The following is a 25782-nucleotide window of genomic DNA, read 5'->3' as shown; positions in this document are numbered from 1 at the left end:
ATATAAAATGGATAAATTAAAAGATATTAATGAATTAAAACAATTATTTGAAGAGTTATTATTAATTGTAGATAAATATGGTGATAGTTCAATTAATAATCAAAAAAAAATAATTATGCGTATTATTGATAAAATTGCTGGTATAGATATCAGTAATTCAGAAAAACAATTTATAGAAATACAGAGGGAGTATAAAAATTTATATCCAGCAAGAGGAGGATTATCAGAGTTTTATATTTGGAATGATGATTTTAATGAAAGACAAAAGTTAAATGAACCATTAAGTAAAATAAGAGAGCGTTTATGGGAAATATTGAAATGAAATATAATTGCATTTTTATGTATAATTTAAATTTCAATGTATAATAAACAATAAGAAAACTGCATAAAAAATTCTTAAAACAGAATGTAGTTAAATCAGTAAAATTTAAAGAACATGTCACTGCATAACTTAAATAATGCAGTGAAAGACGATAGAAGGATTAATATTTTAGTAATTGGAGCCATTAATCTTTTTTATCTATATACATTTAAAATCTAAGATAACAAAACTTATGAAAATGCTGTAAGCTGAAAGTTATGGAGAAAATTAAAGTTTAAGAACTCTTTAATGTGTGCGCTATATTTAATAGGGAAAATATTATGGATAGAGCATATAGTATTAAATCTAATAATTTAGATGATAAGTGTGTAGGGGAAATCTATTACAATTAAACTGTTGGATGATAGATTCAAAGAAATAAGGGAAGTAGAAATAGATAGTGATGATGCCATTAAAGATATACTTACTTATTTTAGAGAAAATAATTTGTTAGATATATGTCTTATAATTCGAGGAAAGAAAAAGTTATTAATAAATAATCAATTTGATGGTACGAAAGAAAAAGATAAAGAAAATTTGAGAAAAGCAGAAGATATAGTTTTAAAAAATGATTAATAGTAAAGCACTTAGAGTAATCTAGGTGCCTTATTTTAATATTAATCCTAAAGTTAAAAATAGCAAGCATAGAAACATTAATGTTATATTTAAATCTATTCTTATAAATTCTTTCTTACATTTCGATTTAATCACCTCACTATTTATCAGATTGTAATTCTTTTATGTTGTTTAAATCAGTAAAGTCTTTTCCCTCAGCATATTTAAGAAATCTTTCTAATTCAGTAGATCTTATTTTTAATGAACCTAATTTTAAGGCTAAGAGATTACCATTTTTAATTAGGCTATAAACATAATCGGTGTTAACTTTTAATTTACGAGCTACTTCAGAAACAGTGAAAAGGTCAGTATCTATTTTCTTATTTAATATAATCGGTTGAGATTCAATGGTGTTAGGCTTTTTAGACGTATTATTTAAGCTGGAAGCAACATCTATAATAAAATCTTTAATTTCATTACGTGGAATATTTATTTCTAATTTAATAAACTCTTCTTTCATAATAATCACCTCATTAGAATTCATATCCAAATAAATAGATATTTAAACAAGATATAAAGAAACATTATGTAAAAAAGACTAGAATATAATTTTATTCTAGTCTTAAATTTTGCCGAGATTTTGCCAAGGCTTTTTTGTAATTCATAGATTTAGTAAATATTTATTGTTCATTAAATTTACAAATAAAAACTCTTTAAACTATTGATTTTAAAGGGTTTATAAATAAAACTAAATTTTAATAAGTTTTATTGAATTACAAAGTTTTAATATTACAGAACTCCGCTTACGGCTTGTCTCGCAATGTGAAAAACACTAGGTTAATGCCTAGTGTTTTTCTTTTTAATGGAATATTTAAAAATCTTCAAACTTTTCTATAATCCATAAGGGATCAAAGCTAATAATATAATTGTCTAATTTGTAGAATGCACCAAACTTATCTTTATAATAACATAAAGCTTCATTTAAAAATTCTTCAGTTACACCTAGAGAATCAGCCATCTCATATTTATTTGGTATTCCTTTTTTATAACAATCAATTAAATCCTCAATACTAATAAGTTTTTGATATCCCCATCGTCTAGCAATTATTTCTTGCTTTCGATTACTGATATTATTTTGATCAGTTATGTTTCCAACTGTTTTGTAATAATGACCTAACTCTTCAGCAAGGATACACTTTTTTTCTTTATCAGTTACTAATTTATTATTTATAGCAATACGTACTCCCTTACAGTAACCATCTTTAGTTATTAAATTAGCTTCTTTAACTATTACGCCAAGAGTATCAGCTTCTTTTAGTAAAAATTCATAATCCATAAAATCACCATTAATTATTCCAGAAATCATCATCATCCATTATATTTTCATCATGAATAAAATCCTCCTTAGAAAAGTTGCCATTTTTATCATGGGCAGCTACTGGAGAAAAATCACTAATGAAATTATTATTTATATTTGCAGTCTTTTTAAATTCTAATAATTTTTTGGATTTTTTCCTTTCTAAATCTAATAATAATAATATTTTCTGTGTTAAAAGTTCAAAATAAGAGTCAATATATTTAGATTTTATAGCAGTAGACTCTAAATTAGATTTATTTAAAGGTAAGTTATTTATTTTTTTGAATTCCAGTTCTTCATACTCGGATAGCTTATTTATATTGTCTCTAATAATTTTAAGTGTCGAACTATTATTTAGTTTTAATAAATTTCTTACTAATTCATTTAAATCTGAATCGGTTAAGGTGTTGACATCAAAATTATTCTTAAGTTTTTTATTCTGATCTATTAATTCTAGATTAATAAACTCATTTACATTAATGTTAAAAAAATTAGCTATTTTTTTTAAAAGATCTTCATTAGGTAGAATTCTACCACTTTCAATATCCCCTAAATAAGATCTAGATATATTAAGAGCTTTAGCTAAATCAGATTGAGTAAATTTCTTACCATTTTCTAAACTTACATTACTTCTTAATTGTTTAATTTTAAGACCTAATTTACTAATCATAGTACACTTACCTTTCTATTTTATAATCAAATTATACGTCTTTTACGTCATTTTGTCAAAGAGTATATGTAAAGTTGAGGAAATTAAATTTAAAATAGGATATTTATAAAGTATAAAGAAAAAAGACGTAAAATTCGAATCGACACTTACGTTTTTATGACGTAAAATTGTTTTAATAAAAGATATGTTAAATACAGGGAGGTAATATAAATGGTTGAATTAATAATAGGATTACCATGGTATAAAAAAATTCAGGTTTTAAGAATCGTAAATGGATGGTCTCAAGCAGAGGCAGCTGAAAAATGTTTTACAGTGCAAAAGGCTTTTTGGACTTGGGAATGCGGACAAGTTTATCCAAGAAAAAATAGTAGGAGAGCTATTTCTCAAGCTTTTAAAATTCCTGAAAATGAAATATTTGATTAATAGTAGGAAAAGTTAGATTTAGAAATATATAAATTAAATTTTAAGGAGAAAGTAAGATATATAAGTGAAAAATTAAAGTTATTAGAAAAAATGTTATATGACTATAGGAGAAATAAGATAGAGATTAAAAATCTAAAATTAGATTTAGAGATATTAGAAAATGATTATACGGGTGTTGAAAATATAGGATATGAAGAAAGAAGCAGCAAAACATATAAATTTAATAGTAGCGTAGAGAATGAGATAGTAAGAAGAGAAAAAGAAATGAGAGATATAAAAAGAGAAATTCGATTAAAAGAAATACAGATACAAAGAATAGACGATACAATAGAAGTTTTAAGTGAAAGAGAAAACTATATAATTAAAGAATTTTATTTTAACAATAATCAAATCAAGTATATATCAATGGATTTAAGTTTAGCAGAAACTTATTGTTCAACATTAAAGACAGAGGCTTTAAAAAAGCTAATTAAATATAATATCTTATTAAAATCATAGTATTTTCTAAGGAACTTATAAGATATTAAAAAAAATTAGGTGCTATAATGATATTGTAGAAAATATTGAAAGAGGCACTTGGTACTTAGTACTTTAAGTGGCTCTTTCTACTTTTAAGGAGGTGATTATATTGAAGAAAACTGATAATAAGCTACACTAGTAATTTAAAAGCATTGAATAAAACAATTTGAGAATATTTTAGTTTAGTAATATTTATATTCTCGGGAGGTAGTAGATGATTTTAGATTCAGTTAGAAATTTTATAATGACATGTCCGTATCTTAATGCTATAGATAATGGAGTAAACGTAAATTATTTAGGTGATCAAGCTGGAACATATAGTATTAATCAAGAGCCTGATGAAATTATTATAAAAAAATATGTAAATGGAGATACATTAAGAGAATATAATTTTATTCTTGTTAGTAAAGAGATATATACAGATAATGTAATGAAGAATATAAAAATTTCAAGCTTTTATGAAGAGTTTTTAGATTGGTTAGAAGAGCAAACTAATAAAGGGAATTTACCTAATCTAGGAGAAAATAAAAAAGCAATTTCAGTTGAGGCTATAAATAATGGACATGTATTAAAAGTAGAAAATGATAAAGTTAATTATCAAATAAAATGTAAATTAATTTATTTAAGAGAAGGAGAAATGAAATAATGGGAGTTAAAGAAAGAAAGAGTTATGCAAATTATTTAAATGTAGGAAAGGGAACAGAAGAGTATGTGTTAATGGGAGCAGGCTTTATAGAGTTGAATGAAGCACCAGCAGCACAAACAGTATCTAAGAAATATATTAATGATAAATCAGCTTCAAAGGCAATTATAGGATATGATTGGTCAACAAGCTTTAATACAGATATGATTAGAAGTGAAAAAGCAGTTGAATTTATATGTGAAATTGGTGAAATGCAAAAAATTGGTAGTGATGCCGAAACAGAATATGTTATTGTTGATTTAGATAAAGAAGTATCAGAAGAAGGAATAACAAATACTTATAAAGCAAGAAAATTTAGAGTGGCAGTAGAAGTTGCATCATTTGATAATAATGATGGTCAAATGGCCGCAACAGGAAATCTATTAGGAATTGGTGATATGGTTGCAGGTATATTCAATGTAACTACTAATACATTTACTGTAGATTCATCAGTGAAATAGGAGGCATCATGATAATAAATGGAGTTGAAATAGGGGATTTAAATATTTTTGATGCTGCTGTTGCAGAAAGATATGAAAAAACATTAGAAAAAGTTAATGAATCTCAAAAGGGATTAGAAGGATTGAAAACATCAATTATAATAAGAAAACAATGTGAAACAGTATTCTTTGTATTTGATGAATTATTTGGGGAAGGAACTTCAAAAAAGATATTTGGGGATTCTTTTAATTTAATTACATGCTTAAGTGCATTTGAAACTTTAGTAGAAGAAATAAAAAATAAGAATAAAGAAATAGATAAGATTTCTTCAAAGTATTCTCAAAATAGAGCACAAAGGCGTAAAAAATAATGAATATTTTAATAGATTTATTACCTAATAATGTAGTTATAGAAGATAAAAAGTATAAAATAAATAGTGATTTTAGAATATCAATTCTTTTTGAATTATTGATGCAGGATGACAATTTATCAGAAGAAGATAAACTTTGTTATGCATTAAATTTATACTATCCAACTCTACCCCAAAATATAAATGAAGCAGTAGGAAAAATGTTATGGTTTTATAAATGTGGTAAAGATAATTATAATAATAGCTCATCAAAAAGAAAGAGTAAAGTAATAGAGCAGATATATAGCTTTGAATATGATGATGATTATATATATTCTGCATTTTTAGACCAGTATGGAGTAGATTTACAAGATATAGAATATTTACATTGGTGGAAATTTAAAGCTATGTTTAAGGCTTTAAAAGAGGACAATGAGATAGTTAAGATAATTGGTTATAGGTCTATTGATTTATCCAAGTTAAAAGATAAAAATCAAAGAGAGTATTATAAAAATATGAAACAACTTTACGAAATACCTAAGAGTAAAAATGAATTAGAAAAAATAAATGAAATTGAAGAGGCTTTACTTAATGGTAAGGACTTAAGCAAAATACTATAGAAATGTAAGACAAGCACTTATTTTATAAGTGCTTGTTATTTTTTACAAGAAAGTAGGTGAGAAGATGGATGATAAGAGTAATGATATAATAATTTATAATGAAAATGAAATAAAAAAGTCTTCAGAAAATTTAACTGATGCTTTTGGAGATTCCAGAAAATTTTTATTAATGATTCTACTTGAGTTAAGAAAAGCTGTAGGTGAGGTTGGTAGTGAAATAGTAAGGCTTAATTCTAATTTAAATGATTTTAAAGATGTCTTAGATAATACTTTTTCAGAAGGAAGTAAAGATATTATAGAGTGGAAGAAAGAATCAATTGAAGCATTGAAAGAAGGTGGAGCAGAAGTAGAAAAAGCTTCAATTTCATTTCAATATATAACTAAAAAGGGTTCTGATATTTTTGATAAAATAATTTCTTCAGAAGCAATAAAGGCCATTGGTAATTTTGGAAAAGAAAGTATTAATTTAGCTAGTAATTTACAGGAAGTACAAAATATTATTGAGAGTACTTTTCCTAATGAAGCTGAATCCATTAATAAATGGGCTGAAAATGCAATTAATGCGTTTGGAATGAGTGAAATAGAAGCAAAACAATTTAATATTACAATGGCAGATACATTGAAGTTTATGGGATTCTCTAGTAGTGAAGCAGTTAATATGTCTCAAGGTATTATAGGACTTGCAGGGGATTAAAGTTAGTTCCATATGTTAGTAATAACATATTAAAAATGTGGTGAACTTATAAATATAAGGTGTGCATAAGTTAATTAATATATGTGCTATCGGTGAAAAGCTAAATTATAAGTTTATATTTAATTTATAAAATGCCAATACCGAGCCAAGCTTAAAGAGAAATCTTTTTGAAGGTGTAACGACTAAGATATACGACCTAAGTAGAGGATATAAGGTTATGAAATCTGTAGATTTAAGATGAAAGGCTTAGATTGAAGCGCCACACATCCATGAAAGGATGAAGAGATAGTCTATTCCGTTTTAAATATTACGAAAGTAACGGTAATTAAGTTTAGTAGTTTCTATAATATTGGGCATGAAGAAGCTTTTAATACTATACAAAGTGGAATATTAGGACAAAGTGAAAAATTAGAGAAACTTGGAATTAATATGTCTGAGGCCAACTTAGAAGCTTTTGCATTGTCTAAAGGGATGAATAAATCTTACAGTGAAATGAATGAAGCAGAAAAAGCAACTTTAAGATATAATTATATGTTAAAAGAAACATCTAATATTCAAGGGGACTTTGCAAGAAATAGTGGTTCTTTTGCTAATCAGATGAGTATAGCAAAATTAAATATGCAAGATTTAAGTACTGAAATTGGAAAAATATTATTACCGATTGCAGAAGAAGCCATGAAGAAATTTAATGAATTAGGTGAAAAGTTAAAAGAAGCGTTGAAATCAGAAGAAGTACAAGTTAAATTAAGGAATTTAGCAGATGAAATAGTAGAACTAATTAGTAAAGTAGGAGACTTAGCATTGGATAGTCTTCCTAAACTAATAGATTTGTTTAATTGGATTCTTGATAATGGTGAGTTAATTAAAGGGGTAATAGTTGGAATTGTAGCCGTATTAATGACATTAAAAGCTGTAAGTACAATATCAAATATTATAAGTATTCTATCTAATCCAATTAATTTAATTATAATAGGAATAATTGCATTAGTGTCTGCTATAGTATATCTTTGGAACACAAATGAAGGCTTTAGTAGTGCTATTATTAGCTGTTGGAATGCAATTAAAGACACTGCTTTAGGAGTATGGGATTGGTTGGTGAATTTTTTTACCGTAGATATACCTAGCGCATGGAATATATTGCTAGAATTCTTCCAAGGAGTACCTGATTGGTTTTCTCAGTTATGGGATAGTGTAATAAATACATTTTTATTATGGGGTGAAAATGTAGGTATTTTCTTTAGTGAAACTATACCAATGTGGATTAGTAGTATAATAGAATGGTTTAATGAATTACCATATAATATTGCTTTTACCTTAGGGACAGTATTAGGAAATATAATACAATGGGGTCTTGATATATGGACATACCTAGTTGAAAATATTCCATTATGGATACAAGGAATATCTGATTGGTTTGCACAACTTCCTATAGTGATAGGTCAATGGCTAATGAATATATTATTAAATATATATCAGTGGGGATCAGAATTATATAGCAATGCAATAACATGGATAAGCAATACAGTGAATAACATTATTAGTTGGTTTGCCCAACTTCCAGGTTCAATATGGGTATGGTTAGTGAATGTTATAACCAATATATATCAATGGGGATCAGAATTATATAATAATGCACTTACATGGGTAAGTAATACAATAAGTGGCATAATTAGCTGGTTTGCATCTTTACCAGGTAATATAGCAGCTTGGTTAAGCGCTTGTATAAGTAGCATTGTAAGCTGGGGATATAATATGGTTAGTAATGGGGCTAATGCTGCTAGAGATATGGTTAGTAGTATTATAAATATTATTTCTGGTTTACCAGGTAGAATATATGATATAGGTAGTAATATAGTTCAAGGGCTATGGAATGGTATCGTATCAATGGGGGGATGGATAAAGGAGAAAGTAAATGGATTCTTCTCAGGGATAGTAGATGGTGTAAAGAGTGTTTTAGGAATTCATTCTCCATCAAGAGTTTTTAGAGATGATGTTGGTAAATACATGGCTCAAGGAATAGGAGTAGGATTTGTTGATGAATCAGAAAATATGGAGTCAGAAATTTTAGGTGCTGTATCTAATTTAACATCTAATATGAGGGCAACTGTAGAGTTTGAAACTTCAAAAACATCTTTAGGAATGATGAGTAGCTTAACTGATTCAGGAAGCAATGAAACAACTGTTGATAATAATGATAATGGAGTATTTATAATAAAAAACTATATGGATAGTGATGAAATATCTGAATACACCTATAGAAAAGTAGACAATAAATTTGCATTAGCTGGGAAGAAGGTGAGATAATGCTTATTAATGATATCGATATAAGTAAGTTTAAAGCAAAATTATTGGAAAGGTCTATAGAAAATTCAGAGTTTGATATTAATAGTTTTTGGCTAGATAATTCTAAGGAACCTTTGATTGACAGGAATTTTAATTATAAGTTCAAAAAATTAAGCTTTAAGCTAGATCTTTTATGTAAAAATAGTAATGAACTTGAGATTATAAAAAGCAACTTAATCAAGGAGTTGGCAATTTCAACTATAAAATTTGATGATATAGACTTATATTATAGAGGAGCTATAGATGGAGATATTTCTATTAAGTATATAATGCTAGGTAATGAAACTTTAGATGTAAGTATGTTAGTTATAGCAGAGTCAAAAGAAATAATAGATTATATGAATGGAGTACTTACTAAAACTATCAATTTAAATAGTAATATAGAAACACCTGTAATAATGGAAATAACCCCAACTATATTTATGCAAGATCTAATTATACAAGGACTTAGCGAGGAACCCATAACTATTAAAAATTTAGAGATTAATAAAAAGATAATTTTAGATGGAGAAAAATCTAAAGTTACTCAAAATAATTCTAATAAATTTATGGATACTGATATATGGGAATTTCCTCGATTAGTACCGGGTAAGAATATAATTACATTAAGTAGAAATAATTGTAATATAACTTTAAAGTATAAACCAAGATGGTTATAATATAGCATTAGTAGAAGAGAGCTTTTTAGCTCTTTTTTACTTTAAGAAAGGATGATTAATATGAGAATAAGCAATGAGAAACTATTATCTAGTGTAGATATATTATCTAAACTTATGGATATGGATTTAAATATAAGAGTGAGCTACATTTTAGCTAGAAATATAAGTACAATAGAAAAGGAAATAACAATATATAATAATGAAAGAGAAAAATTAATAAAAAAATATGGAGTTAAGGATGAAAATGAAAATCTAAAATTAAATGAGGATAATACAATTCAATTAAAAAATGAGTGTATAGGTAATTGGAATAGAGATATAAAAGATTTATTAGATTTAGAAATTGACGTTAATATAGAGTTAATAGATAAAGAAGATTTATTTAAATGTAATTGTAATATATCAGCTAGAGAATTAATTTTAATTGATTATATGATTAAATAACAATAAAACTATAAATCATGAAAGGAGGTTTTGGATTGTTACAATTATATGATTTTAATAAAATACTGGTAGAAGGATTAGTGAATTATAAGGATTATAAAATAGAAAGTGTTTTAAATACAGGAGATAAAACACTTTCTTTTTTATATCCAAGTAATTTATCGCAAAATATATTTGAAGAATATTATATAAGAAATAAAACTGATGAATTTGTAATTAAGGAAATTAAAGATGATGGCAAATGGAAATCAGTAGTAGCTGTAATGAATGTGGAAGATTTAGAAGGTAAGGCTTGGACGCATTTTGATTGTACAGAGCAAACTATTGATAAATGTTTAACTTTAGTGGTAGCAGGAACAGGGTGGAGCATAAAAAAGATTGGTACCATAAATAAAAAAAGAACAGTAAGAAAAGCTAATTGTTCTACTTGGGATTTGATACAAGAGGCAAAAAAAGTTTATAGAGTAGAGTTAGAATTTGATACTTTAAATAAAATAGTGAATGTTTATGAAAAAATAGGATCTAAAAAAGGATCATATTTTATAGATTCTCTTAATTTAAAAGAATTAGAAGTAGAAACAAATTCTTACGATTATTATACAAATCTATTAGCAATTGGTAAAGATGATATAAAGGTATTAGTTGAGAACTATCAATATTCTAATAAGGTAAAAACTTTAATATGGAAAGATGAAAAATACACAGATAAGGATTCATTAACTGAGGATGCTATATTAAAGCTAAATGAATTATCAAAACCTTATAAAAGTTATAGAGCTAATATTATAGATTTGTCTAGAATAAGTGATGAGTATAGAAATATTTTATATTATAAACTAGGAGATGTAATAATTCTTATATCAAAGGATTTAAAAGTAAAAGAAGAACAACGTATAGTAAAAATAGTTGAATATCCAGATAATCCTATGAAAAATGATTGTGAAATGGCAAATACAACCATTACTTTTAAAGAATTACAAAAGGAATTTATAGATTCTTCTAAGACTGTAAGCAATATTACTGAAGATAATGGAAAAATTTCAGAAAAAGCAATAAAAGATGCTGTTAATCAAATTACAGTAAATAAGGCAGATATTGATAGTCTTAATGCTGCTGAAGCAAGAATAGGAACATTGGAAACAACAACGGCTAAAATAACTCAGCTAGATTCAATAAATGCTAATATAATTCAATTGCAATCTAGTAAAGCTAATATAACTGATTTAACAGCAGCTAATATAAAAGTGAATGTTATTGAAGGAAATACAGCCAATCTGCAGACTATTTTATCTAAATTCATAAGTGGAGAAAATGGGCAAATACTCCATTTAACATCACAGAATGTATTAATAGATAATGCGGTAATAAAAGATGCTATGATAGATGCTATTAGTGTTAATAAACTATTAGCAGGAGATATTTCAACAAATAAATTTAGAATTAAATCTGATGATGGTGGAATAGAAATTATAGGATCAACACAACAATTTAAAGATAAAAATAATAAAGTTAGAATTCAAATGGGACAAGATACTATGGGAAATTTTAATTTTATTTTACGTGGGGAAGATGGGACTACAACTTTAATAGACCATACTGGGATAAAAGAAAAAGCTATAGCTAATGATTTAATAAAAGAAAATATGGTTGCTTCTAATGCTATAGGAGAAAAACAAATTAATTATAGTTCTTTAATAACAGGATTAAATGAAGGGAACCATGGGCTTATAAAATCTAGTAAGGTTGAACTTGATGAAACAGGGCAGAGCCTTAGCATAGCATTTAATGAACTTAAGACAAATATTAACTATGATGTTGAGATAATAAGTATTAACGGGAATATATTTAAAAATGGTCAAATTTCCACAAAGCTTATAGCCATAGTTAGAAAGGGTAAAGAAGATATTACAAATTCAATAGACGCTAATAGATTTAGATGGACAAGAGTATCGAATGATTTAGAGGGGGATAAAATTTGGAATTCTTCTCATTTGGGAGGAATTAAAGAAATTTTAATAACTAAAGATGATGTAAATGTACGAGCTACATTTAATTGTGAAATATTAGAATAAAGGGAGAGATGTAAAAATGGCAATAGCAACTGGTCAAATATCAATAATAGACTATAATGATGCGCTTACATTAACCGGGTTTATTAGTTCAAATCATCCTAAGACACAAATGTATAATCCGGATAATGCAGGATATACGCCTAACTGGGCAAGTACTAATTTAGTCCTTACACCTAGTTTATATAAACTAGGAACAACAACAGATATTATAACAAGTACGGAAATAACTTCTGTAAAATGGTTTGAAGCAGGTTCTTCTACAGTTATAGCAAGTGCAGGGAATTATACTTTGAGTGGTAGCAAATCACATATTTTAACTATTAAAGCTAATTTATTAGCTGGATTACCAGGAAAGGATTGGATTTGCGAAGTAACTTATAGAGATTCAACAACCAACCTAGATTTACTCCATAAAATGAGCATTAGTTTTAGTAGAGTCGTTAATGGAGGAGGTATAGCAGATGCTATAGCTTGGTCTCCAGATGGGAATGTATTTAAAAATAGTTCAGTTACAAGCTTAAAAGCTCAATGCGATCTTTGGAGAGGTTCAGTGATAGATAATACTAATGTAACATATCAGTGGTATCAACAAGATTCTAGCGTAACAACAGATCAAGGTGGCGGAATTGGTTGGAGAAAGTTAACAGAAGCAGTTAATATGATAACCGGAGTTACTACTAATACATTAACAGTCTTTGCAAATGCTGTAAGTAGTTTTGCAACTTTCAAATGTATTATTAAAGATACAGATTTAACAAGCAATACTTATAATCAAGCATTTGTAGACACAATATCTTTTATAGATAATAGTGATCCCATACAAGTTAGTATTACTTCTACTGGTGGAGATGTATTCAAAAATAGTATGGGTAGTACAGTTCTAACTGCGAAATTATTTCAAGCTGGAAACGAGATAGATACTGCTGGAACTAAATATATTTATAAGTGGTATAAATATGATAAGGATGGAATTTTATCAAGTAACTTTGGTGGAACAGGAATTAATTATAAAACAGGAAAAGCTCTAAATGTAGGAGATGCAGATGTAGATATAAAGGCTACTTTTAGTGTGGAGATATCATAGAGAGGATTCAAATCTTTCTATTTTTCTTAGAAAAGGGAGTGAAAAATGATAAAGGCAATAGGTCAAATAACAATTCGTGATGAAAATGATATAACTATAAGTAATACAGCTCCTATTAAACCTATTAGAGATGAGATGTGGTTAGATACAAGTAAAAGTCCAAGTATTTTAAAAAGGTATAATGGAAGTACGTGGGATGTAGTAAATGATTATAGCGAAGTTATAGAAGATGTAGAAGAAAAAATAATAGCTAACACAACAGCAATAACAGTGGCACAAGGGCAAATAAGTGGATTAATTTCAGAAAATGAAATAGCAAAGGGTGATATAACTACATTAAAGAATAACTACACAAGTATTAAGGCTGCAGTAGATGGAATTAATACCACAGTAGTAGGGCATATAACTTCTATAGGAAATTTAAATTCTAATTTATCTACAATTCAAAGTAGTATAACACAACTGAATAATCAAATAGCTCAAAAAGTAGAACAAACAGATATTGAGACAGCAGTTATGGCAATAGATAAGAAAATAACATCTACTAATACTAAAGTAGCGAGTATAGAAACTAACTTAACATCTATAACAAGTAGAGTAAGTAGTACAGAAAGTTCTATAACTACTATAAATGGTAATATATCTAACTTAACAACTAAAGTAAATACAGTTGAGCAAAAGGTTACAGCTACAGCTATAACAACGACTATAAGTAGTGCTATAAATGCTGGAACAAGTAGCATTAATACAACACAGTTTGTAATGGATAAAACAGGATTTACAATTAAGAATGGTTCTATCAAAATTAAGAATAAGGCTGGACAAACTGTTTTGGAAGGAGACGTTTCAGGTAATATTAATCTTACATCTTATGGTAATAATGTTAAAACTACTTTGGGAAATGGACAATTAACAATTTCAAATAATTCTACTGGTGATTATCTTAATATCTCAGGTAATTCAATATATCTATATGATTATAGTAAAATTGATGAAAGAGCAGGTATTGAGAAATCTACTGCTAATCTTACAATAAGTTGCTGGAGTCAAATGAAATCACCTAGCATAAATTTAAATACAAATACAGTAAACGTTGCTAATGATCTGGTTGTTGAAAAAAATATAACAATATATAATGATCTATATGCTAAACGAATAAGTGGTAATGCTAAAACTGGGAATAATGTGTATTTTGGGAATAATGGGTGTAGGTTAGAAGCAGATTCGACAATGAGATTATATACAAGTTTGGTTGGAAATTCGGATTGTGGGATATATATAAGCCCTGATGGGGCTGTTGGGATAAGATCTTACAACACCGTAAGACATTATTTCAATTCAAATGGTACTAAAATAGGTGGTACTATGGAGATCGGCGGAACTGTGTATGGTATGTCACCAACTGATTCACCACAAACCTTGATAGAATATATAGAGTTTGAGGTAGTAGTAGATAGTGAGAAGTATATTTATTTAGATGAAATATATAAAAAGATGGTTAGTAAATATGTAGTAGTTTCAACTAATCCAGATATAGTTATAATAGAAAAAAATAAGAGTTACTTTAAGGTTATAGGAACTGGAAAAGCAGATTTTATAATAAAAGGGCAAAGAAAGGATGCAGATGAATATTTTAGAATAATGGGAGGATTAGAACATGGCGTTACAGAGGAACAGACAATATAACAATTTAGAAGTTAGTTACTGGAAAATAAGTGGAGTAAATATAACTTATACTGGTAAGATAGCACAGATATTTATTATAGGATTTACAGATGAAGAGAATAGACAAGAGGGAATAGAAAATAAAATTGCCTTTGAAAACTATATATGTAAAGGGGAAGATTTTAATAAATATTTTAATATTTTATCTACAGAAAAGGCTAATCCATTAATTAGTGCTTATAATTATTTAAAAAATAAAGTTGATATATTTATTAATTCGGTAGATATATAAGAAAGTTAGAGGATATATTGTTCACTTTAATGTAACCTATTTACAAAGTAATTAACTACAGAAAACGATAAATTTAGTTGAATAGAACTTACAATAGTAGGTTCTGTTTTTAGTATAGAGGAAGGTGAGACATGGAAAACGAATTATTTAAAGTAATAATAAATAATGGAGCATGGGCAGTATTATTTGTATGGCTTCTTATAGATACAAGAAAAGAAGGGAAAATAAGAGAAGAGAATCTAAAAAACATAATAGATAAAAATCAAGAGATTATAAGTAACCTTGCTGAAAAATTTGATGTAGTTGATAATATTCAACATGATGTTACAGATATAAAAATGAAATTAGATAAGAAAGGATAATATGAATAAGTTTTTAAATAAGATAACTAGTCTAATAGAGGTTAAAAAGATTATAGCTTTATTAGTTATAATTGTATTTTGTATTTTAAGTGCTAGAGAAGTAGTAAGTACAGAACAATTTACAACTGTAGCAATAATGATTATATCTTTCTATTTCGGACAATCTACAGTAAAAGGAACAGTAAAAACTACTAAGGAGCAAGAGTGATCTTGCTTCTTTTATTTTAAGGAGGGATTGATTATGAAAATAGGAATTGATATGGGACATTGTCTAGCTGGATTTGATACTAGTGCAAATGGATTTATAAAAGAAAGTGATGCAAATAGAGATATTGGAAAGCTAGTAATTAGCAAATTAAAAGCAGCAGGACATATTGTTGTAGATTGTACTATAGATAGCGGATGTACTAGCTTAAATGATAGTCTAAATAAAAGAGTTAATAAAGCTAATTCACAACAGCTAGATGTATTTTGTTCTATACATCTAAATGCAGGTGGTGGAAATGGTACAGAAACATATGTAGCACCAAGAAAGTATTTTTCAAAGGATGAATCTTATAATAAGAATATTGATATAGCAAAAAGAGTTAACGATTTAGTTGCTGATAGCTGCAAATTTAATAACAGAGGTGTAAAAATAGAAGAATTTTATGTTATAACTTCTACTAATGCCTTAGCTATATTAGTAGAAGTATGCTTCTGTGATAGTCAAGAAGATGTCAATAAGCTTAACTATGAGAAAGTTGCAAATGCTATAGTAGAAGGCTTAACAGGGGAAATGGTTAATAATCAGCCTGGAAAAAAGAATATAACTAGTAAGCCATCAACTAGTGAATATGAAATTAAAAGATATTCAGAAAGTGGAAAATGCACTATATGTGTAAGTGAGGGAGTATATTTTTATAATAAACCGTATATTTCAGAAATAACAGGATCATATGAATATAATGAGAGTGTGTACTATGATCTAGTAGTCATAACTAATAAATATGTATATATTAGTTGGATTAGCTCTAATACAAGAGTTAGAAGATATATGCCTGTGTTTGATAAAGTGAACAACGAAAGATGGGGAAATTGTATATAGCATAATTTTAAGTCTAGTAGGTAGGAGAAATCTTACCTATTAGATTTTTGTTTTATAAGCATTAAAGATTATCTATAATAGTAAAAAACAGTAGTGCTACCCACACCGGCATCTTCAGCATAAATAGTTATTTAAGCTGACGTATAACCAGCACAATAGAAGTCATTATTTCTCCAAAACATAGGTAAGATATTAGGTTCCTCTCTACTTGTAATCATAGATAGTTGATTATTTTTATATATCCTAACAGTTATTCTAGCAAAATCAAGCGTATCTATTCCGATATTTTGAGTTGAAACTCTTAGTGTATCTGTTCCAATATTAGTTGCTTTTGAATGCACTAATTGGCCTACGCTTATGGTCATTGGCATATTTTCTTGCGATAATTTTAAATCATTATAAACATCAGAGTTTACATCAATATTTGGTAATTCATCGAGGTTAGTAAGTGGTGTAATACTTATGAATTGTCCTTCAATTTCATTTATGATGTTTTCTTGCGGGACCAAAACTGTTGCATTTGCAACTAATGAAAATGACATTATAATAGCAATAGAAAATGCTAATAATGATTTTTTTGAAAATAGCTAAGATGATGAAGAAAATAAATAAAGAAGGTATAATAAGTCTTGAAATAGAAAATGAAGAGGGTATCTTTGAAAAATGTATTAATTTAATTAAAAGGCAATTAAAAGAAGCTAATACCCCACATTATTTTAACTTCATTATTGATTATGAATTTAATAAATTTATTAGGGAAGATAAATTAACTGGAGACGATATTAAAACTATATATGTTATTAAACATATTGCTCCTATGATTTTAGAAAATGATTTAGATTCAATTTTAAGTTTTTCTAGATATTTTTGTGATTATAAGACTTATGATAAAATGTATTTAAATCTAAAAGATTTTATAGAATTTTAAGCATTAATAAAAAGCACTTATATTATTCTAGATGTTTTATTTTAATATTAATCCTATTGATAAAGAAAATAAACATAGAAACATTAAACTTATACTTAAATCTATTCTTATAAAATCTCTTTTTATAGAATAATGTTATTTAAATTAATATCCAATTAAAAAAATTTAAAAGCTTTAGTAAGAATCTTCTACTATGTATAACATAGGCATACAATGTACTACTAAGAAATAAATAGGAGGTGCTAGTATGGCAGAAAGATTAAGGATAATAATAGAGTTTTCTAAGAATAAAGAGAGAGAATTAAGGCTTTATAGTAAATTATTAGAGTACTCTGTGCCATCTGTAGCTGTTAAAGATATGCTATTAGGCTTAATAGCATTACCAGATATAAGGGATACAAATGTAACCATAAAGGAAGAGTAATAGTGGTAGAGTAGGTCCGTACATTACGAACAAGCCTTAAAAAGTATTAAGAAGAAATAATAATAGAAGCGGGGGAGAGTAGATTGAGTAAGGTAATAGAGTTAATTAATTCTATATTTAAAAAGGAAGAAGTATTATTAGATGATAGGTTTGAATTTAGGCTTAATTCTAAAGAAAAGCAACTAAAAAAATATTGTGATTTAAAACATATTTCTGCAAGTGAATTTTTTAGATCTTTAGCTATGAAAGAAATAGATAATTTTATAAGATTAAAAGGTAGAGAATGTATATGTTTAAAAATAAAAAAGAGCCAGTATAAAAATAAGACTTATAGATATAGCTGCACACTATAGAATCCTTAATTAATATACTGACTGATTTAATTATATATTAGAAATGTAATAAGGTCAAAAATAATGTTTTTTGAATATGTTTTATTTAATTGTTAAAAAGACTAGGATAATAATAAATCCTAGTCTTGAGTTTCTATATTTGCCGAGATTTTTCCAAGGTTTTCTTGTGATTCATAGATTTACTAAATTCTATTGTTCATTAAACTTACAAATAAAAACTCTCTAAATTATTGATTTTAAAGGGTTTATAAATAAAATTAAATTTTAGTAAGTTTTAGTGAATTACAAAGTTTTAATATTACAGAACTTCGATTACAGCTTGTCTTGCAATGTGAAAAACACTAGGTTAATGACTAGTGTTTTTCTTTTATCAGGATAAAAAAATTAGTATAAATACAGTTATTCAATAAATCATTAAACTTATTTTAGAATAATAGTTAAAAAGTAAAAAAGCCTGTATAGATATTATGATTATTTATTTATAGTTAATAATATTATCTTATTCTTTATTTTAAAATATGAAATATTTCTAGAATAAAAAAAGTATTGTAAAAAATATTATGATGTGATATAATAAATAAATAGCAAAGAGCTAATAAAAATAGGTTTGATTTAGATAAATAATTTCTCATAAATTAGAGGTTATTATCCATTTGGAATATTTAAATTTAGGAGGAATATTTATGACAGATAAGACAATAACATGCAGAGATTGCGGAAGTGAATTCATATTTTCAGTAGGAGAACAAGAATTCTACAAGGAAAAAGGATTCGATAATGAGCCAACAAGATGTATATCTTGTAGAAGAGCTAAGAAAGAGCAAAATAGAAGATAATTTTTGTTTTAATCGAGAGTTTTAAGTAGAGCTTAAAACTCCTTTTTATTTAAGAATAAAAAAGTGTACCCAATACGGAAAGAGGCAAATAAAGTGAATTTATAAATATCTTTATGATATACCTAAATAAAGAGAAAAGGTTCTTAGTAGCATCCTTTAAAAAGCTACTTTCCATAATAATGAAGGAGTACTTAGAGTAAAATCTAAGTACTTTTTGTTTGTAATTATAAAAATCTTATACAAGGATATATGATAATAATATTAAATATACTTTAGTGAAGCTTTACCAAGATTTTGTTAGTTTTAGCTTTAATAAGTTTGTAAATAAATCATAATTTTAAATAAAGTTACAGTTGAAAATAAAAAAAATATACACAATAATGATTAACAAATATAAACAGAATATCATATTATGTATATATAGATAAACTCATTTTATTTATTATAGGATTTATCTAATTTTGGAGGGAAACTTATGGTAAACTTTTGTAGAACTTGTAATGAATTTGCCAGAATACTTGGTGCTAAGATTCTAAGTACAGATAATAATGTTTGTACAGTAACATTTATGAGAAATATAAGGGCAGAAATATTAGGAAGAAGAACACGATCACCATTAGCTTTATCAGCATTGTTTTCTTTTGAATCTCCCGATAATAATGGTAGAACTCTTAATTTAGGCGAAACAGTTATACTTCAAAATGAAATAAATGACTTTATATCTGCATTAAGAGCAAGAGGAATACTTGTAACTGCATTGCATAATCATTGGCTATTTGATAATCCAAGGCTTATGTATATTCATTTTGAATCAATTGATAGGCCTTTAGATTTTGCGAGAAAGGTTGCCGAGGCTTTAAAGGTGTTAAAAAGATAGTAGTATAGTTTAAATAATTTTAATAGGATATCTATATTTTTAGATATCCTATTTTTGATAAAAAGATTATAGAAAAATAATTTTTTTTGGTATTTAAAAGATATTAAACTAAACACTTTATGTTAGAGGAAGTATTAATACTTGAAAGAGTATCAATTCGGTATTCTTACTGGCATTAATATTTATATTTATTAGAAATATTTTAGTTTTTATTGAAGCATACTAAAATTATAAAGGAGAATGATATTTATGAAAGTAAAGATAGTATGTGATAGGGATAATGAAACAAAGGAAGTAGAATTACCTATGAATGAGGATATATTATTAAAAATTCAAGGGAGTGTACTTGATAGAGATACAATAGGATACATAGCAGGAGCAAATGTTAAATATTATGATGAGAATGGGGATGAGATAGAAAATATATTTCTTCTAAATAAGCAGTTACAAAAATAAATATTTATAAATTTAACTTGATACGAAATAAGTAGCACTTAGGATTGATGTCCTAGGTGCTACTTTTTTAGTGTCTTTTATACCAGGTAGAAAGCAGTATGAAAAAAATCTACCTGGAAAATAATTAACTACTTGATATAGATAATAAATCAAAGACAAGTTTTATGTCAATTAGAACTTTATAAAATTAAAAAATTAGTTTTAATAATAAATTATAGTTATAAAAAGTGCATTTAAATAGTATTAAATAGTATGTAAGAATTATAAATGTAAGGTACTTGTATTAAATAATTTAAGTAATATAAAAAGAGGTGGATTATGGTATGGAAAACTTGATAATATTAATTTTTATTTCCTTGCTAGCAGAAAGTGTTTGGGAAACTTTGAAAATGATATGGCAAAATGGTAAATTATCTATTGATAAAATAGGAGCGCTTTGTATATCTTTAATAATAACTTTTTCAACCAAACTGGATTTGTTAGACCTTTTGAGCATAAAGTCCAATATACCATACTTAGGAATAATGTTGACTGGAATATTAATAAGCAGAGGATCAAATTTTGTACATGACCTTTTAGTTACTATAGGAACAATAAAGATTAATAAGAATGGAAGTTAGTTTTATATAAATAAGAATGATAGTTTAATAATTTTTATATTAATAACTAGAATTGATTTTAATAATATTTTTGATTATTAACTTAAATTTATTTAAATAATAAGAATTATATATTAAAAAATTTATATTTAAATTGAAATTTATTTTTTTAAAATTTAAGAAATAATTTTTTGAATTTAGTTAATACTATAAGAAACTAATAGAATCTTACGAAGGAGGAATTATTATGGGACAAAATAATAATGTAAAAGAAAATAGAAATAGTAGTATTTTGGGATGGATTGGAAGATTGATATTAGTAGCAGTTATTTTAGGCATAACATCCTTTTTTACTCCAGGATTTAGTATTAGCGGGCTATGGTCCTATGTATTAGCAGCAGTAGTTATAACTGTTTTAGATTATTTAGTAGAGGCGTTTATGGGTGTAGATGCTTCTCCATTTGGAAAAGGAGTAAAGGGATTTGTTATTGCAGCTGTAATTTTATATTTAGCACAATTTTTAGTTCCTAATATGAGAGTTTCAATATTTGGAGCATTAATAGCTGCATTAGTAATAGGTGTATTAGATGCTATATTCCCATCAAGAGTTATGTAGAATAAATTAATTTCATAATTATAAAGTAATAGAACTCTCTTAATGGGAGTTCTATTACTTTATAAATCAGGTACTAACTTAAAAGTGAGTACTTGATTTATAAAAGTATATTTTTTATACTAAATATAGATTAAAGTAAGAGGAAAGGTGGTTATATATGAAAGATTTATTTACACCATATAAGATAAAGGGTTTAGAATTAAAAAATAGAATAGTTATGCCTCCAATGTGTCAATATTCAGTAGAAAAGAAAGATGGAATAGCAACAGAATGGCATTATATTCATTATGTAAGTAGAGCAATAGGTGGAACTGGTTTAATAATAGTAGAAATGACAGATGTTGAACCAGATGGACGTATTACTGATTATGATTTAGGATTATGGTGCGATGATCAAATAGAGCCATTAAAAAGAATTATAGATGAATGTCATAGGTATGGAGCAAAGGTTGCAGTTCAAATTGCACATGCTGGTAGGAAAGCAGAAGATGCTGAAATTCCTGTTGCTCCTTCACCAATACCATTTGATGATTCATGTAAAACTCCTAGAGGGTTATCTACAGAAGAAGTAAAGGAAATGGTAGAAAAGTTTAGATTAGCTGTTAGACGTGCTGTTAAAGCAGGATTTGATGCTATAGAAATTCACGGAGCACATGGATACTTAATACATCAATTCCACTCACCATTAACAAATAAAAGAAATGATGAATATGGAAAAGATTTAACAAAGTTTGGCTCAGAAGTTATAAAAGCTGCTAAAAGTGAAATGCCAGAAGATATGCCCTTAATAATGCGTATTTCAGGAAGAGAATATGTTGAAGGTGGATATGGAATAGAAACAGGAATAGAACTTGCTAAAGAGTATAAAAAGGCAGGTGCAGATATGTTCCATATAAGTGCAGGTGGAGAAGGTCCAATAGCAGCAGCAGGAAGACCAGGTACTCATGCTGCTTATCAAGTTCCATATGCAAGAGCTATAAAAGAAGCACTGAATACAGAGGTAATTGCAGTTGGAAAATTAGATGAACCAGATCTTGCAAATGCTATAATAGGTAATGAAGAAGCTGATCTTGTGGCAATTGGAAGAGCTATGTTTAGAAATCCATACTGGCCATTACAAGCCGCTGTAAAATTAAATAAGAAAACTGATTTACCTAAACAATATGAGTTAGGTTTTCCAAGAAGTATTCAAAATAAATAAGGGGAATGACATGAGAGATTTTAAATATCCAGCTATTTATAAGCATTTTAAAAATAATTATTATGCCGTTATGGGAGTTAGTAATATTCAAGAAGATAAAAATATTCTTAATGATAGCGAGGTACTCAAAGCTTTTCATACTGAATTAAACTCAACAATAGATATTTATAAAAAAGAAAATTTATATTTTCACTTAGGGAATTACTCAAAGGAGTTGGTATTATATAAGGCACTTTATGATGATAAGGGAATATATGCAAGGCCTATTGAAATGTTTTTAAGTGAAGTAGATAGAGAAAAATATCCAGAAGTAAAGCAAGAATATAGATTTGAATTATTTAAATATTAATTAAAAATAACTGATAGTATTTTATTATAATTACTATCAGTTATTTTTTGCTATAAGTTTAGATATTTATGAATATTTTTATCTGTTTCTAGTATATGTACTTTAATCCAGTTAGAAACAACATCTAGTATATTATTAATATACTGTTTTTGATCTATATCTATTGAATAGATATCAAAACAATTAATTTGCTCCATAAATGAATCATGAGCAAATTTATGAGATAAGAATTTAGAATATCTATTTTTACGCATAAATTCTTCCTCAGTTTTAAAATGATATATAGTATAATCTTTTAGTTGTTCTAAAATTGCTATTATCTTATCATATTTATCATCATCATGATTTTTAAGTAAGAGCTCATAGCAACTATCAAGAATATCGAATAATTCTTTATGTTGATTATCGATAACCTCTATGTTTACAGAAAATTTTTCGGACCAAGATCCCATATTATACCCCCAGTATAATGTATATGATTCAATTTAAAAATGATATAAAGTTTTATTTGAATTATAAAAGATTATATCGTTTAAATAATATAAAAAATTGAGACATATATTTTAATTTTATATGTTAATAATTCAAGTGTATTCTAAATACTTAGTAAAAATTTATAATATTAGTATAGCTAAAATAACATATAATTTTATTATAATAGGTGGAAATTAAATGTACAATAATAAAAGAAAAATATAACAAAGAAGTTATAAAGAATGAGAAATTAGTAAGATATAATATATTTTATATAATTTAGTATTAAATATATATTTAATATACGTAATATAAAATATAGTAATAATTTACTATATATAAAATATATCTATAGTAAACTGTTATATTATTATAGAAGAAGTAAGAAAATATAGAAACTTTACTAAAAATTTAATTAACTGATTGACTCTTCTATTTTATGGGTATATATTATCAATATGGTAATAAAAATAGGTATAGAAATAATTTATAAATACTTTAACTTAAGCATTAAAGATGTAAATTAACAAATGAAATATAGCATAATAAAATATTTAAATAAGTTTTAGGAGTGAAACTATGGAAATTTTAAAAGTGTTAGTTGGAGAGTTTAAGGGAAAAAATATTGAAAGTTATAATTTAAGGAACTCAAAGGGGTTTGGAATAAATGTATTAAATTATGGAGCTATATTAACAGATTTATTAGTTCCAGATAAAGATGGAATAATCGAAAATGTAGTTATGAAATATAAAGATTTTAATTTGTATGAAGAAAACCCATCATATTATGGAGCTTTAATAGGTAGAACCTCTGGAAGAATAGCAGATGGAAAAGTTGACTTAAATGGTAACGTTTTATCTTTTAATAAAAATTATGGGGCAAATCAAGGACATGGAGGAAATATCGGATTTAATAAGAAATTCTTAAAGGTAAAAACAAATGCTAATGAAAATGAAGCATATGCTGAATTTTATTACTTAAGCCCATCAGGGGAAGAAGGATATCCTGGTAATTTAAATTTAATAGTAAGATATACTATTACGGAAGATAATGAATTCAAAATATCATATAAAGCAATAAGTGATGAAGATACATTGGTTAACTTAACAAATCATAGTTATTTTAATTTGAGTGGAAATTGTAAGGAAGATATATTAAGTCATTACTTATATATAGATAGCGATTTTTTAATTGAGCTTAATGAAAACTCAGTTCCAACTGGAGAAATTATAAATATAGAAGGAACTCCATTTGATTTTACAAACCCTAAAACAATAGGAAGAGATATAGAAGAGGATGACTATCAGCTTAAAATTGGACAAGGATATGATCATCCATGGGTTTTAAATGGAGGAAATGATATAAAACTTAGATTGTATCATAAAGCATCTGGTAGACAAATGGACGTTTACACAAATCAAAATAGTGTAGTATTATACTCACTTAATTTCCCAGATGATGAACTTTTAGATTGTGGTAAAAAGCCAGGAAGAAGAGGTGCATTAGCTATAGAAACTCAATGTCCACCTATAGGAGAGGATAATAGTTTTGTCAAATACTCTATTTTAAGAAAAGATGAAGAATACAACAAAGAAACAATATATAAATTTTCTATTATATAACCTGTAATAAATATATAACTAGAGTATAAATAGTAAGTAGTGGTAAACTGAGCTGTATATTATTAATTAAGCCATATATAATAAGCAGAATGGCTTTATTAAAATAAATTTTGTTATTAGCCGATAAAAATGGAGGTTCTAATTGGAACCTCCATTTTTGCATATATAAAAATAATAGCTAAAAATTTAAATTAAAGTTTAAAAATGTCTTTAAGTAGGTAAAATCAATGGCTTAAAAGGTGCTCGCGTTTTGGTCTGACCCCTAAAAAGTAGACATTGTTAAAAGGGATATATCATTGTGAATTACAAAAATGGCTTCGATATTTAATTGGAGCCATATTTTTTAACCTTTTTTGAAATCTAATAT

At 26.6% G+C, this 25782-nt stretch carries 35 protein-coding genes; 30 read left to right on the top strand and 5 right to left on the bottom strand.

The genetic code is table 11. The features are described 5' to 3' along the window. The first annotated feature begins 7 nt into the window (after positions 1 to 7). Together J7M87_RS19575 and J7M87_RS19570 are read left to right on the top strand one after the other, a co-directional pair. Positions 8 to 322 (top strand): hypothetical protein, encoded by a 315-nt coding sequence (locus J7M87_RS19575; RefSeq protein ID WP_291653818.1) that lies wholly within the window; start codon positions 8 to 10, stop codon positions 320 to 322. Positions 323 to 718: 396 nt separating this feature from the next. Further along, on the top strand, positions 719 to 937 hold the full coding sequence (locus J7M87_RS19570; RefSeq protein ID WP_291653816.1) for a hypothetical protein: 219 nt from the start codon (positions 719 to 721) through the stop codon (positions 935 to 937). A 139-nt stretch (positions 938 to 1076) separates the two neighbouring features. Here the strand turns inward: J7M87_RS19570 and J7M87_RS20480 are convergent, their stop codons facing one another. The 3 genes from J7M87_RS20480 to J7M87_RS19555 all read right to left on the bottom strand — a co-directional run bounded on the left by J7M87_RS20480 (position 1077) and on the right by J7M87_RS19555 (position 2943). Next, positions 1077 to 1436, bottom strand: coding sequence for a helix-turn-helix domain-containing protein (locus tag J7M87_RS20480; RefSeq protein WP_365846382.1), 360 nt, complete (start codon positions 1434 to 1436; stop codon positions 1077 to 1079). A 351-nt stretch (positions 1437 to 1787) separates the two neighbouring features. Next, complete coding sequence (locus tag J7M87_RS19560; RefSeq protein ID WP_291653815.1) at positions 1788 to 2252, bottom strand: ImmA/IrrE family metallo-endopeptidase; 465 nt, start codon at positions 2250 to 2252, stop codon at positions 1788 to 1790. Positions 2253 to 2262: 10 nt separating this feature from the next. Next, entirely contained in the window at positions 2263 to 2943 is a 681-nt protein-coding gene (locus J7M87_RS19555) for a helix-turn-helix transcriptional regulator (protein ID WP_291653813.1), read from the bottom strand. A 210-nt stretch (positions 2944 to 3153) separates the two neighbouring features. Here J7M87_RS19555 and J7M87_RS19550 point away from each other — a divergent pair, with 210 nt between their 5' ends. From J7M87_RS19550 to J7M87_RS19470, 17 genes are all read left to right on the top strand, one after another. Then, entirely contained in the window at positions 3154 to 3366 is a 213-nt protein-coding gene (locus J7M87_RS19550) for a helix-turn-helix transcriptional regulator (protein WP_291653810.1), read from the top strand. Between the two features lie 90 nt (positions 3367 to 3456). Beyond that, complete coding sequence (locus tag J7M87_RS19545; protein ID WP_291653808.1) at positions 3457 to 3864, top strand: RNA polymerase subunit sigma; 408 nt, start codon at positions 3457 to 3459, stop codon at positions 3862 to 3864. Positions 3865 to 4099: 235 nt separating this feature from the next. Continuing rightward, on the top strand, positions 4100 to 4531 hold the full coding sequence (locus J7M87_RS19540) for a chloramphenicol resistance protein (protein ID WP_291653806.1): 432 nt from the start codon (positions 4100 to 4102) through the stop codon (positions 4529 to 4531). After that, complete coding sequence (locus tag J7M87_RS19535; protein WP_291653804.1) at positions 4531 to 5028, top strand: hypothetical protein; 498 nt, start codon at positions 4531 to 4533, stop codon at positions 5026 to 5028. Before J7M87_RS19540 ends, J7M87_RS19535 begins: the two co-directional genes overlap by 1 nt. 8 nt (positions 5029 to 5036) lie before the next feature. Next, positions 5037 to 5378, top strand: a complete 342-nt coding sequence (locus J7M87_RS19530; RefSeq protein ID WP_291653803.1) for a DUF6673 family protein — start codon at positions 5037 to 5039, stop codon at positions 5376 to 5378. Next, positions 5378 to 5977, top strand: coding sequence for a bacteriophage Gp15 family protein (locus tag J7M87_RS19525; protein WP_291653801.1), 600 nt, complete (start codon positions 5378 to 5380; stop codon positions 5975 to 5977). Before J7M87_RS19530 ends, J7M87_RS19525 begins: the two co-directional genes overlap by 1 nt. A gap of 64 nt (positions 5978 to 6041) precedes the next feature. Next, the gene (locus J7M87_RS19520; RefSeq protein ID WP_291653799.1) at positions 6042 to 6671 is read left to right on the top strand and encodes a hypothetical protein; all 630 of its coding nucleotides are present in this window, start codon (positions 6042 to 6044) and stop codon (positions 6669 to 6671) included. Positions 6672 to 7100: 429 nt separating this feature from the next. Next, positions 7101 to 8975: a hypothetical protein gene (locus J7M87_RS19515; protein WP_291653797.1), complete on the top strand. Its 1875-nt coding sequence runs from the start codon at positions 7101 to 7103 to the stop codon at positions 8973 to 8975. Then, positions 8975 to 9673 carry a hypothetical protein gene (locus tag J7M87_RS19510; protein WP_291653795.1) on the top strand — a complete coding sequence of 233 codons (699 nt, stop codon included), beginning with the start codon at positions 8975 to 8977 and terminating at the stop codon, positions 9671 to 9673. Before J7M87_RS19515 ends, J7M87_RS19510 begins: the two co-directional genes overlap by 1 nt. 60 nt (positions 9674 to 9733) lie before the next feature. Then, positions 9734 to 10117, top strand: a complete 384-nt coding sequence (locus tag J7M87_RS19505; protein ID WP_291653793.1) for a hypothetical protein — start codon at positions 9734 to 9736, stop codon at positions 10115 to 10117. Positions 10118 to 10152: 35 nt separating this feature from the next. Beyond that, a complete protein-coding gene (locus J7M87_RS19500; protein ID WP_291653791.1) occupies positions 10153 to 12189 on the top strand; it encodes a phage tail protein in 2037 nt (678 codons plus the stop codon). Between the two features lie 16 nt (positions 12190 to 12205). Continuing rightward, entirely contained in the window at positions 12206 to 13273 is a 1068-nt protein-coding gene (locus tag J7M87_RS19495) for a hypothetical protein (protein WP_291653789.1), read from the top strand. Between the two features lie 45 nt (positions 13274 to 13318). After that, positions 13319 to 14959, top strand: a complete 1641-nt coding sequence (locus tag J7M87_RS19490) for a hypothetical protein (RefSeq protein ID WP_291653787.1) — start codon at positions 13319 to 13321, stop codon at positions 14957 to 14959. Further along, positions 14931 to 15230, top strand: coding sequence for a hypothetical protein (locus J7M87_RS19485; protein ID WP_291653785.1), 300 nt, complete (start codon positions 14931 to 14933; stop codon positions 15228 to 15230). Before J7M87_RS19490 ends, J7M87_RS19485 begins: the two co-directional genes overlap by 29 nt. 131 nt (positions 15231 to 15361) lie before the next feature. Beyond that, positions 15362 to 15592, top strand: a complete 231-nt coding sequence (locus J7M87_RS19480) for a BhlA/UviB family holin-like peptide (RefSeq protein ID WP_291653783.1) — start codon at positions 15362 to 15364, stop codon at positions 15590 to 15592. Position 15593: 1 nt separating this feature from the next. After that, a complete protein-coding gene (locus J7M87_RS19475; protein ID WP_291653781.1) occupies positions 15594 to 15800 on the top strand; it encodes a hypothetical protein in 207 nt (68 codons plus the stop codon). 33 nt (positions 15801 to 15833) lie between these two features. Further along, entirely contained in the window at positions 15834 to 16679 is an 846-nt protein-coding gene (locus J7M87_RS19470; RefSeq protein WP_291653779.1) for an N-acetylmuramoyl-L-alanine amidase, read from the top strand. A 131-nt stretch (positions 16680 to 16810) separates the two neighbouring features. On the opposite strand, the gene J7M87_RS19465 is transcribed toward J7M87_RS19470, so the two are convergent. Further along, a complete protein-coding gene (locus tag J7M87_RS19465) occupies positions 16811 to 17221 on the bottom strand; it encodes a hypothetical protein (RefSeq protein ID WP_291653776.1) in 411 nt (136 codons plus the stop codon). A gap of 26 nt (positions 17222 to 17247) precedes the next feature. Between J7M87_RS19465 and J7M87_RS19460 the strand changes: the two genes are divergently transcribed. The 10 genes from J7M87_RS19460 (at position 17248) to J7M87_RS19415 (ending at position 23318) form a co-directional block, all read left to right on the top strand. Beyond that, a complete protein-coding gene (locus J7M87_RS19460) occupies positions 17248 to 17607 on the top strand; it encodes a hypothetical protein (protein WP_291653775.1) in 360 nt (119 codons plus the stop codon). Positions 17608 to 17854: 247 nt separating this feature from the next. Further along, a complete protein-coding gene (locus tag J7M87_RS19455; protein WP_291653773.1) occupies positions 17855 to 18031 on the top strand; it encodes a hypothetical protein in 177 nt (58 codons plus the stop codon). An 83-nt stretch (positions 18032 to 18114) separates the two neighbouring features. Further along, entirely contained in the window at positions 18115 to 18384 is a 270-nt protein-coding gene (locus J7M87_RS19450; RefSeq protein WP_291653771.1) for a hypothetical protein, read from the top strand. Positions 18385 to 19067: 683 nt separating this feature from the next. After that, positions 19068 to 19220 carry a zinc-ribbon domain-containing protein gene (locus J7M87_RS19445; RefSeq protein ID WP_008677353.1) on the top strand — a complete coding sequence of 51 codons (153 nt, stop codon included), beginning with the start codon at positions 19068 to 19070 and terminating at the stop codon, positions 19218 to 19220. Between the two features lie 475 nt (positions 19221 to 19695). Beyond that, complete coding sequence (locus J7M87_RS19440; RefSeq protein WP_291653768.1) at positions 19696 to 20097, top strand: DUF1259 domain-containing protein; 402 nt, start codon at positions 19696 to 19698, stop codon at positions 20095 to 20097. A 249-nt stretch (positions 20098 to 20346) separates the two neighbouring features. Next, entirely contained in the window at positions 20347 to 20553 is a 207-nt protein-coding gene (locus tag J7M87_RS19435) for a hypothetical protein (RefSeq protein WP_291653766.1), read from the top strand. Between the two features lie 323 nt (positions 20554 to 20876). After that, positions 20877 to 21173: a hypothetical protein gene (locus J7M87_RS19430; protein WP_291653764.1), complete on the top strand. Its 297-nt coding sequence runs from the start codon at positions 20877 to 20879 to the stop codon at positions 21171 to 21173. 226 nt (positions 21174 to 21399) lie between these two features. Further along, positions 21400 to 21768, top strand: a complete 369-nt coding sequence (locus J7M87_RS19425) for a phage holin family protein (protein WP_291653762.1) — start codon at positions 21400 to 21402, stop codon at positions 21766 to 21768. A gap of 157 nt (positions 21769 to 21925) precedes the next feature. Then, positions 21926 to 22969 (top strand): NADH:flavin oxidoreductase/NADH oxidase, encoded by a 1044-nt coding sequence (locus J7M87_RS19420; RefSeq protein WP_291653759.1) that lies wholly within the window; start codon positions 21926 to 21928, stop codon positions 22967 to 22969. Positions 22970 to 22979: 10 nt separating this feature from the next. Then, complete coding sequence (locus J7M87_RS19415) at positions 22980 to 23318, top strand: DUF1653 domain-containing protein (protein WP_291653757.1); 339 nt, start codon at positions 22980 to 22982, stop codon at positions 23316 to 23318. 50 nt (positions 23319 to 23368) lie between these two features. Here the strand turns inward: J7M87_RS19415 and J7M87_RS19410 are convergent, their stop codons facing one another. After that, on the bottom strand, positions 23369 to 23770 hold the full coding sequence (locus tag J7M87_RS19410; protein WP_291653755.1) for a bacteriohemerythrin: 402 nt from the start codon (positions 23768 to 23770) through the stop codon (positions 23369 to 23371). 601 nt (positions 23771 to 24371) lie between these two features. Here J7M87_RS19410 and J7M87_RS19405 point away from each other — a divergent pair. Continuing rightward, positions 24372 to 25415 (top strand): aldose epimerase family protein, encoded by a 1044-nt coding sequence (locus J7M87_RS19405; protein ID WP_291653753.1) that lies wholly within the window; start codon positions 24372 to 24374, stop codon positions 25413 to 25415. The last annotated feature ends 367 nt before the right edge of the window (positions 25416 to 25782 follow it).

The organism is Clostridium sp. (assembly GCF_017888565.1).
Lineage (GTDB): Bacteria > Bacillota > Clostridia > Clostridiales > Clostridiaceae > Clostridium.
This window is presented reverse-complemented; position numbering and strand designations above follow the sequence as displayed.

Bases quoted from the DNA above. Each gene is read 5' to 3' on its own strand.
- J7M87_RS19575 (WP_291653818.1), top strand. From the start codon at position 8: ATGGATAAATTAAAAGATATTAATGAATTAAAACAATTATTTGAAGAG.
- J7M87_RS20480 (WP_365846382.1), bottom strand. From the start codon at position 1,436: ATGAAAGAAGAGTTTATTAAATTAGAAATAAATATTCCACGTAATGAA.
- J7M87_RS19560 (WP_291653815.1), bottom strand. From the start codon at position 2,252: ATGGATTATGAATTTTTACTAAAAGAAGCTGATACTCTTGGCGTAATA.
- J7M87_RS19555 (WP_291653813.1), bottom strand. From the start codon at position 2,943: ATGATTAGTAAATTAGGTCTTAAAATTAAACAATTAAGAAGTAATGTA.
- J7M87_RS19550 (WP_291653810.1), top strand. From the start codon at position 3,154: ATGGTTGAATTAATAATAGGATTACCATGGTATAAAAAAATTCAGGTT.
- J7M87_RS19545 (WP_291653808.1), top strand. From the start codon at position 3,457: ATGTTATATGACTATAGGAGAAATAAGATAGAGATTAAAAATCTAAAA.
- J7M87_RS19540 (WP_291653806.1), top strand. From the start codon at position 4,100: ATGATTTTAGATTCAGTTAGAAATTTTATAATGACATGTCCGTATCTT.
- J7M87_RS19535 (WP_291653804.1), top strand. From the start codon at position 4,531: ATGGGAGTTAAAGAAAGAAAGAGTTATGCAAATTATTTAAATGTAGGA.
- J7M87_RS19530 (WP_291653803.1), top strand. From the start codon at position 5,037: ATGATAATAAATGGAGTTGAAATAGGGGATTTAAATATTTTTGATGCT.
- J7M87_RS19525 (WP_291653801.1), top strand. From the start codon at position 5,378: ATGAATATTTTAATAGATTTATTACCTAATAATGTAGTTATAGAAGAT.
- J7M87_RS19520 (WP_291653799.1), top strand. From the start codon at position 6,042: ATGGATGATAAGAGTAATGATATAATAATTTATAATGAAAATGAAATA.
- J7M87_RS19515 (WP_291653797.1), top strand. From the start codon at position 7,101: ATGTCTGAGGCCAACTTAGAAGCTTTTGCATTGTCTAAAGGGATGAAT.
- J7M87_RS19510 (WP_291653795.1), top strand. From the start codon at position 8,975: ATGCTTATTAATGATATCGATATAAGTAAGTTTAAAGCAAAATTATTG.
- J7M87_RS19505 (WP_291653793.1), top strand. From the start codon at position 9,734: ATGAGAATAAGCAATGAGAAACTATTATCTAGTGTAGATATATTATCT.
- J7M87_RS19495 (WP_291653789.1), top strand. From the start codon at position 12,206: ATGGCAATAGCAACTGGTCAAATATCAATAATAGACTATAATGATGCG.
- J7M87_RS19490 (WP_291653787.1), top strand. From the start codon at position 13,319: ATGATAAAGGCAATAGGTCAAATAACAATTCGTGATGAAAATGATATA.
- J7M87_RS19485 (WP_291653785.1), top strand. From the start codon at position 14,931: ATGGCGTTACAGAGGAACAGACAATATAACAATTTAGAAGTTAGTTAC.
- J7M87_RS19480 (WP_291653783.1), top strand. From the start codon at position 15,362: ATGGAAAACGAATTATTTAAAGTAATAATAAATAATGGAGCATGGGCA.
- J7M87_RS19475 (WP_291653781.1), top strand. From the start codon at position 15,594: ATGAATAAGTTTTTAAATAAGATAACTAGTCTAATAGAGGTTAAAAAG.
- J7M87_RS19470 (WP_291653779.1), top strand. From the start codon at position 15,834: ATGAAAATAGGAATTGATATGGGACATTGTCTAGCTGGATTTGATACT.
- J7M87_RS19465 (WP_291653776.1), bottom strand. From the start codon at position 17,221: ATGTCATTTTCATTAGTTGCAAATGCAACAGTTTTGGTCCCGCAAGAA.
- J7M87_RS19460 (WP_291653775.1), top strand. From the start codon at position 17,248: ATGATTTTTTTGAAAATAGCTAAGATGATGAAGAAAATAAATAAAGAA.
- J7M87_RS19455 (WP_291653773.1), top strand. From the start codon at position 17,855: ATGGCAGAAAGATTAAGGATAATAATAGAGTTTTCTAAGAATAAAGAG.
- J7M87_RS19445 (WP_008677353.1), top strand. From the start codon at position 19,068: ATGACAGATAAGACAATAACATGCAGAGATTGCGGAAGTGAATTCATA.
- J7M87_RS19440 (WP_291653768.1), top strand. From the start codon at position 19,696: ATGGTAAACTTTTGTAGAACTTGTAATGAATTTGCCAGAATACTTGGT.
- J7M87_RS19435 (WP_291653766.1), top strand. From the start codon at position 20,347: ATGAAAGTAAAGATAGTATGTGATAGGGATAATGAAACAAAGGAAGTA.
- J7M87_RS19430 (WP_291653764.1), top strand. From the start codon at position 20,877: ATGGAAAACTTGATAATATTAATTTTTATTTCCTTGCTAGCAGAAAGT.
- J7M87_RS19425 (WP_291653762.1), top strand. From the start codon at position 21,400: ATGGGACAAAATAATAATGTAAAAGAAAATAGAAATAGTAGTATTTTG.
- J7M87_RS19420 (WP_291653759.1), top strand. From the start codon at position 21,926: ATGAAAGATTTATTTACACCATATAAGATAAAGGGTTTAGAATTAAAA.
- J7M87_RS19415 (WP_291653757.1), top strand. From the start codon at position 22,980: ATGAGAGATTTTAAATATCCAGCTATTTATAAGCATTTTAAAAATAAT.
- J7M87_RS19410 (WP_291653755.1), bottom strand. From the start codon at position 23,770: ATGGGATCTTGGTCCGAAAAATTTTCTGTAAACATAGAGGTTATCGAT.
- J7M87_RS19405 (WP_291653753.1), top strand. From the start codon at position 24,372: ATGGAAATTTTAAAAGTGTTAGTTGGAGAGTTTAAGGGAAAAAATATT.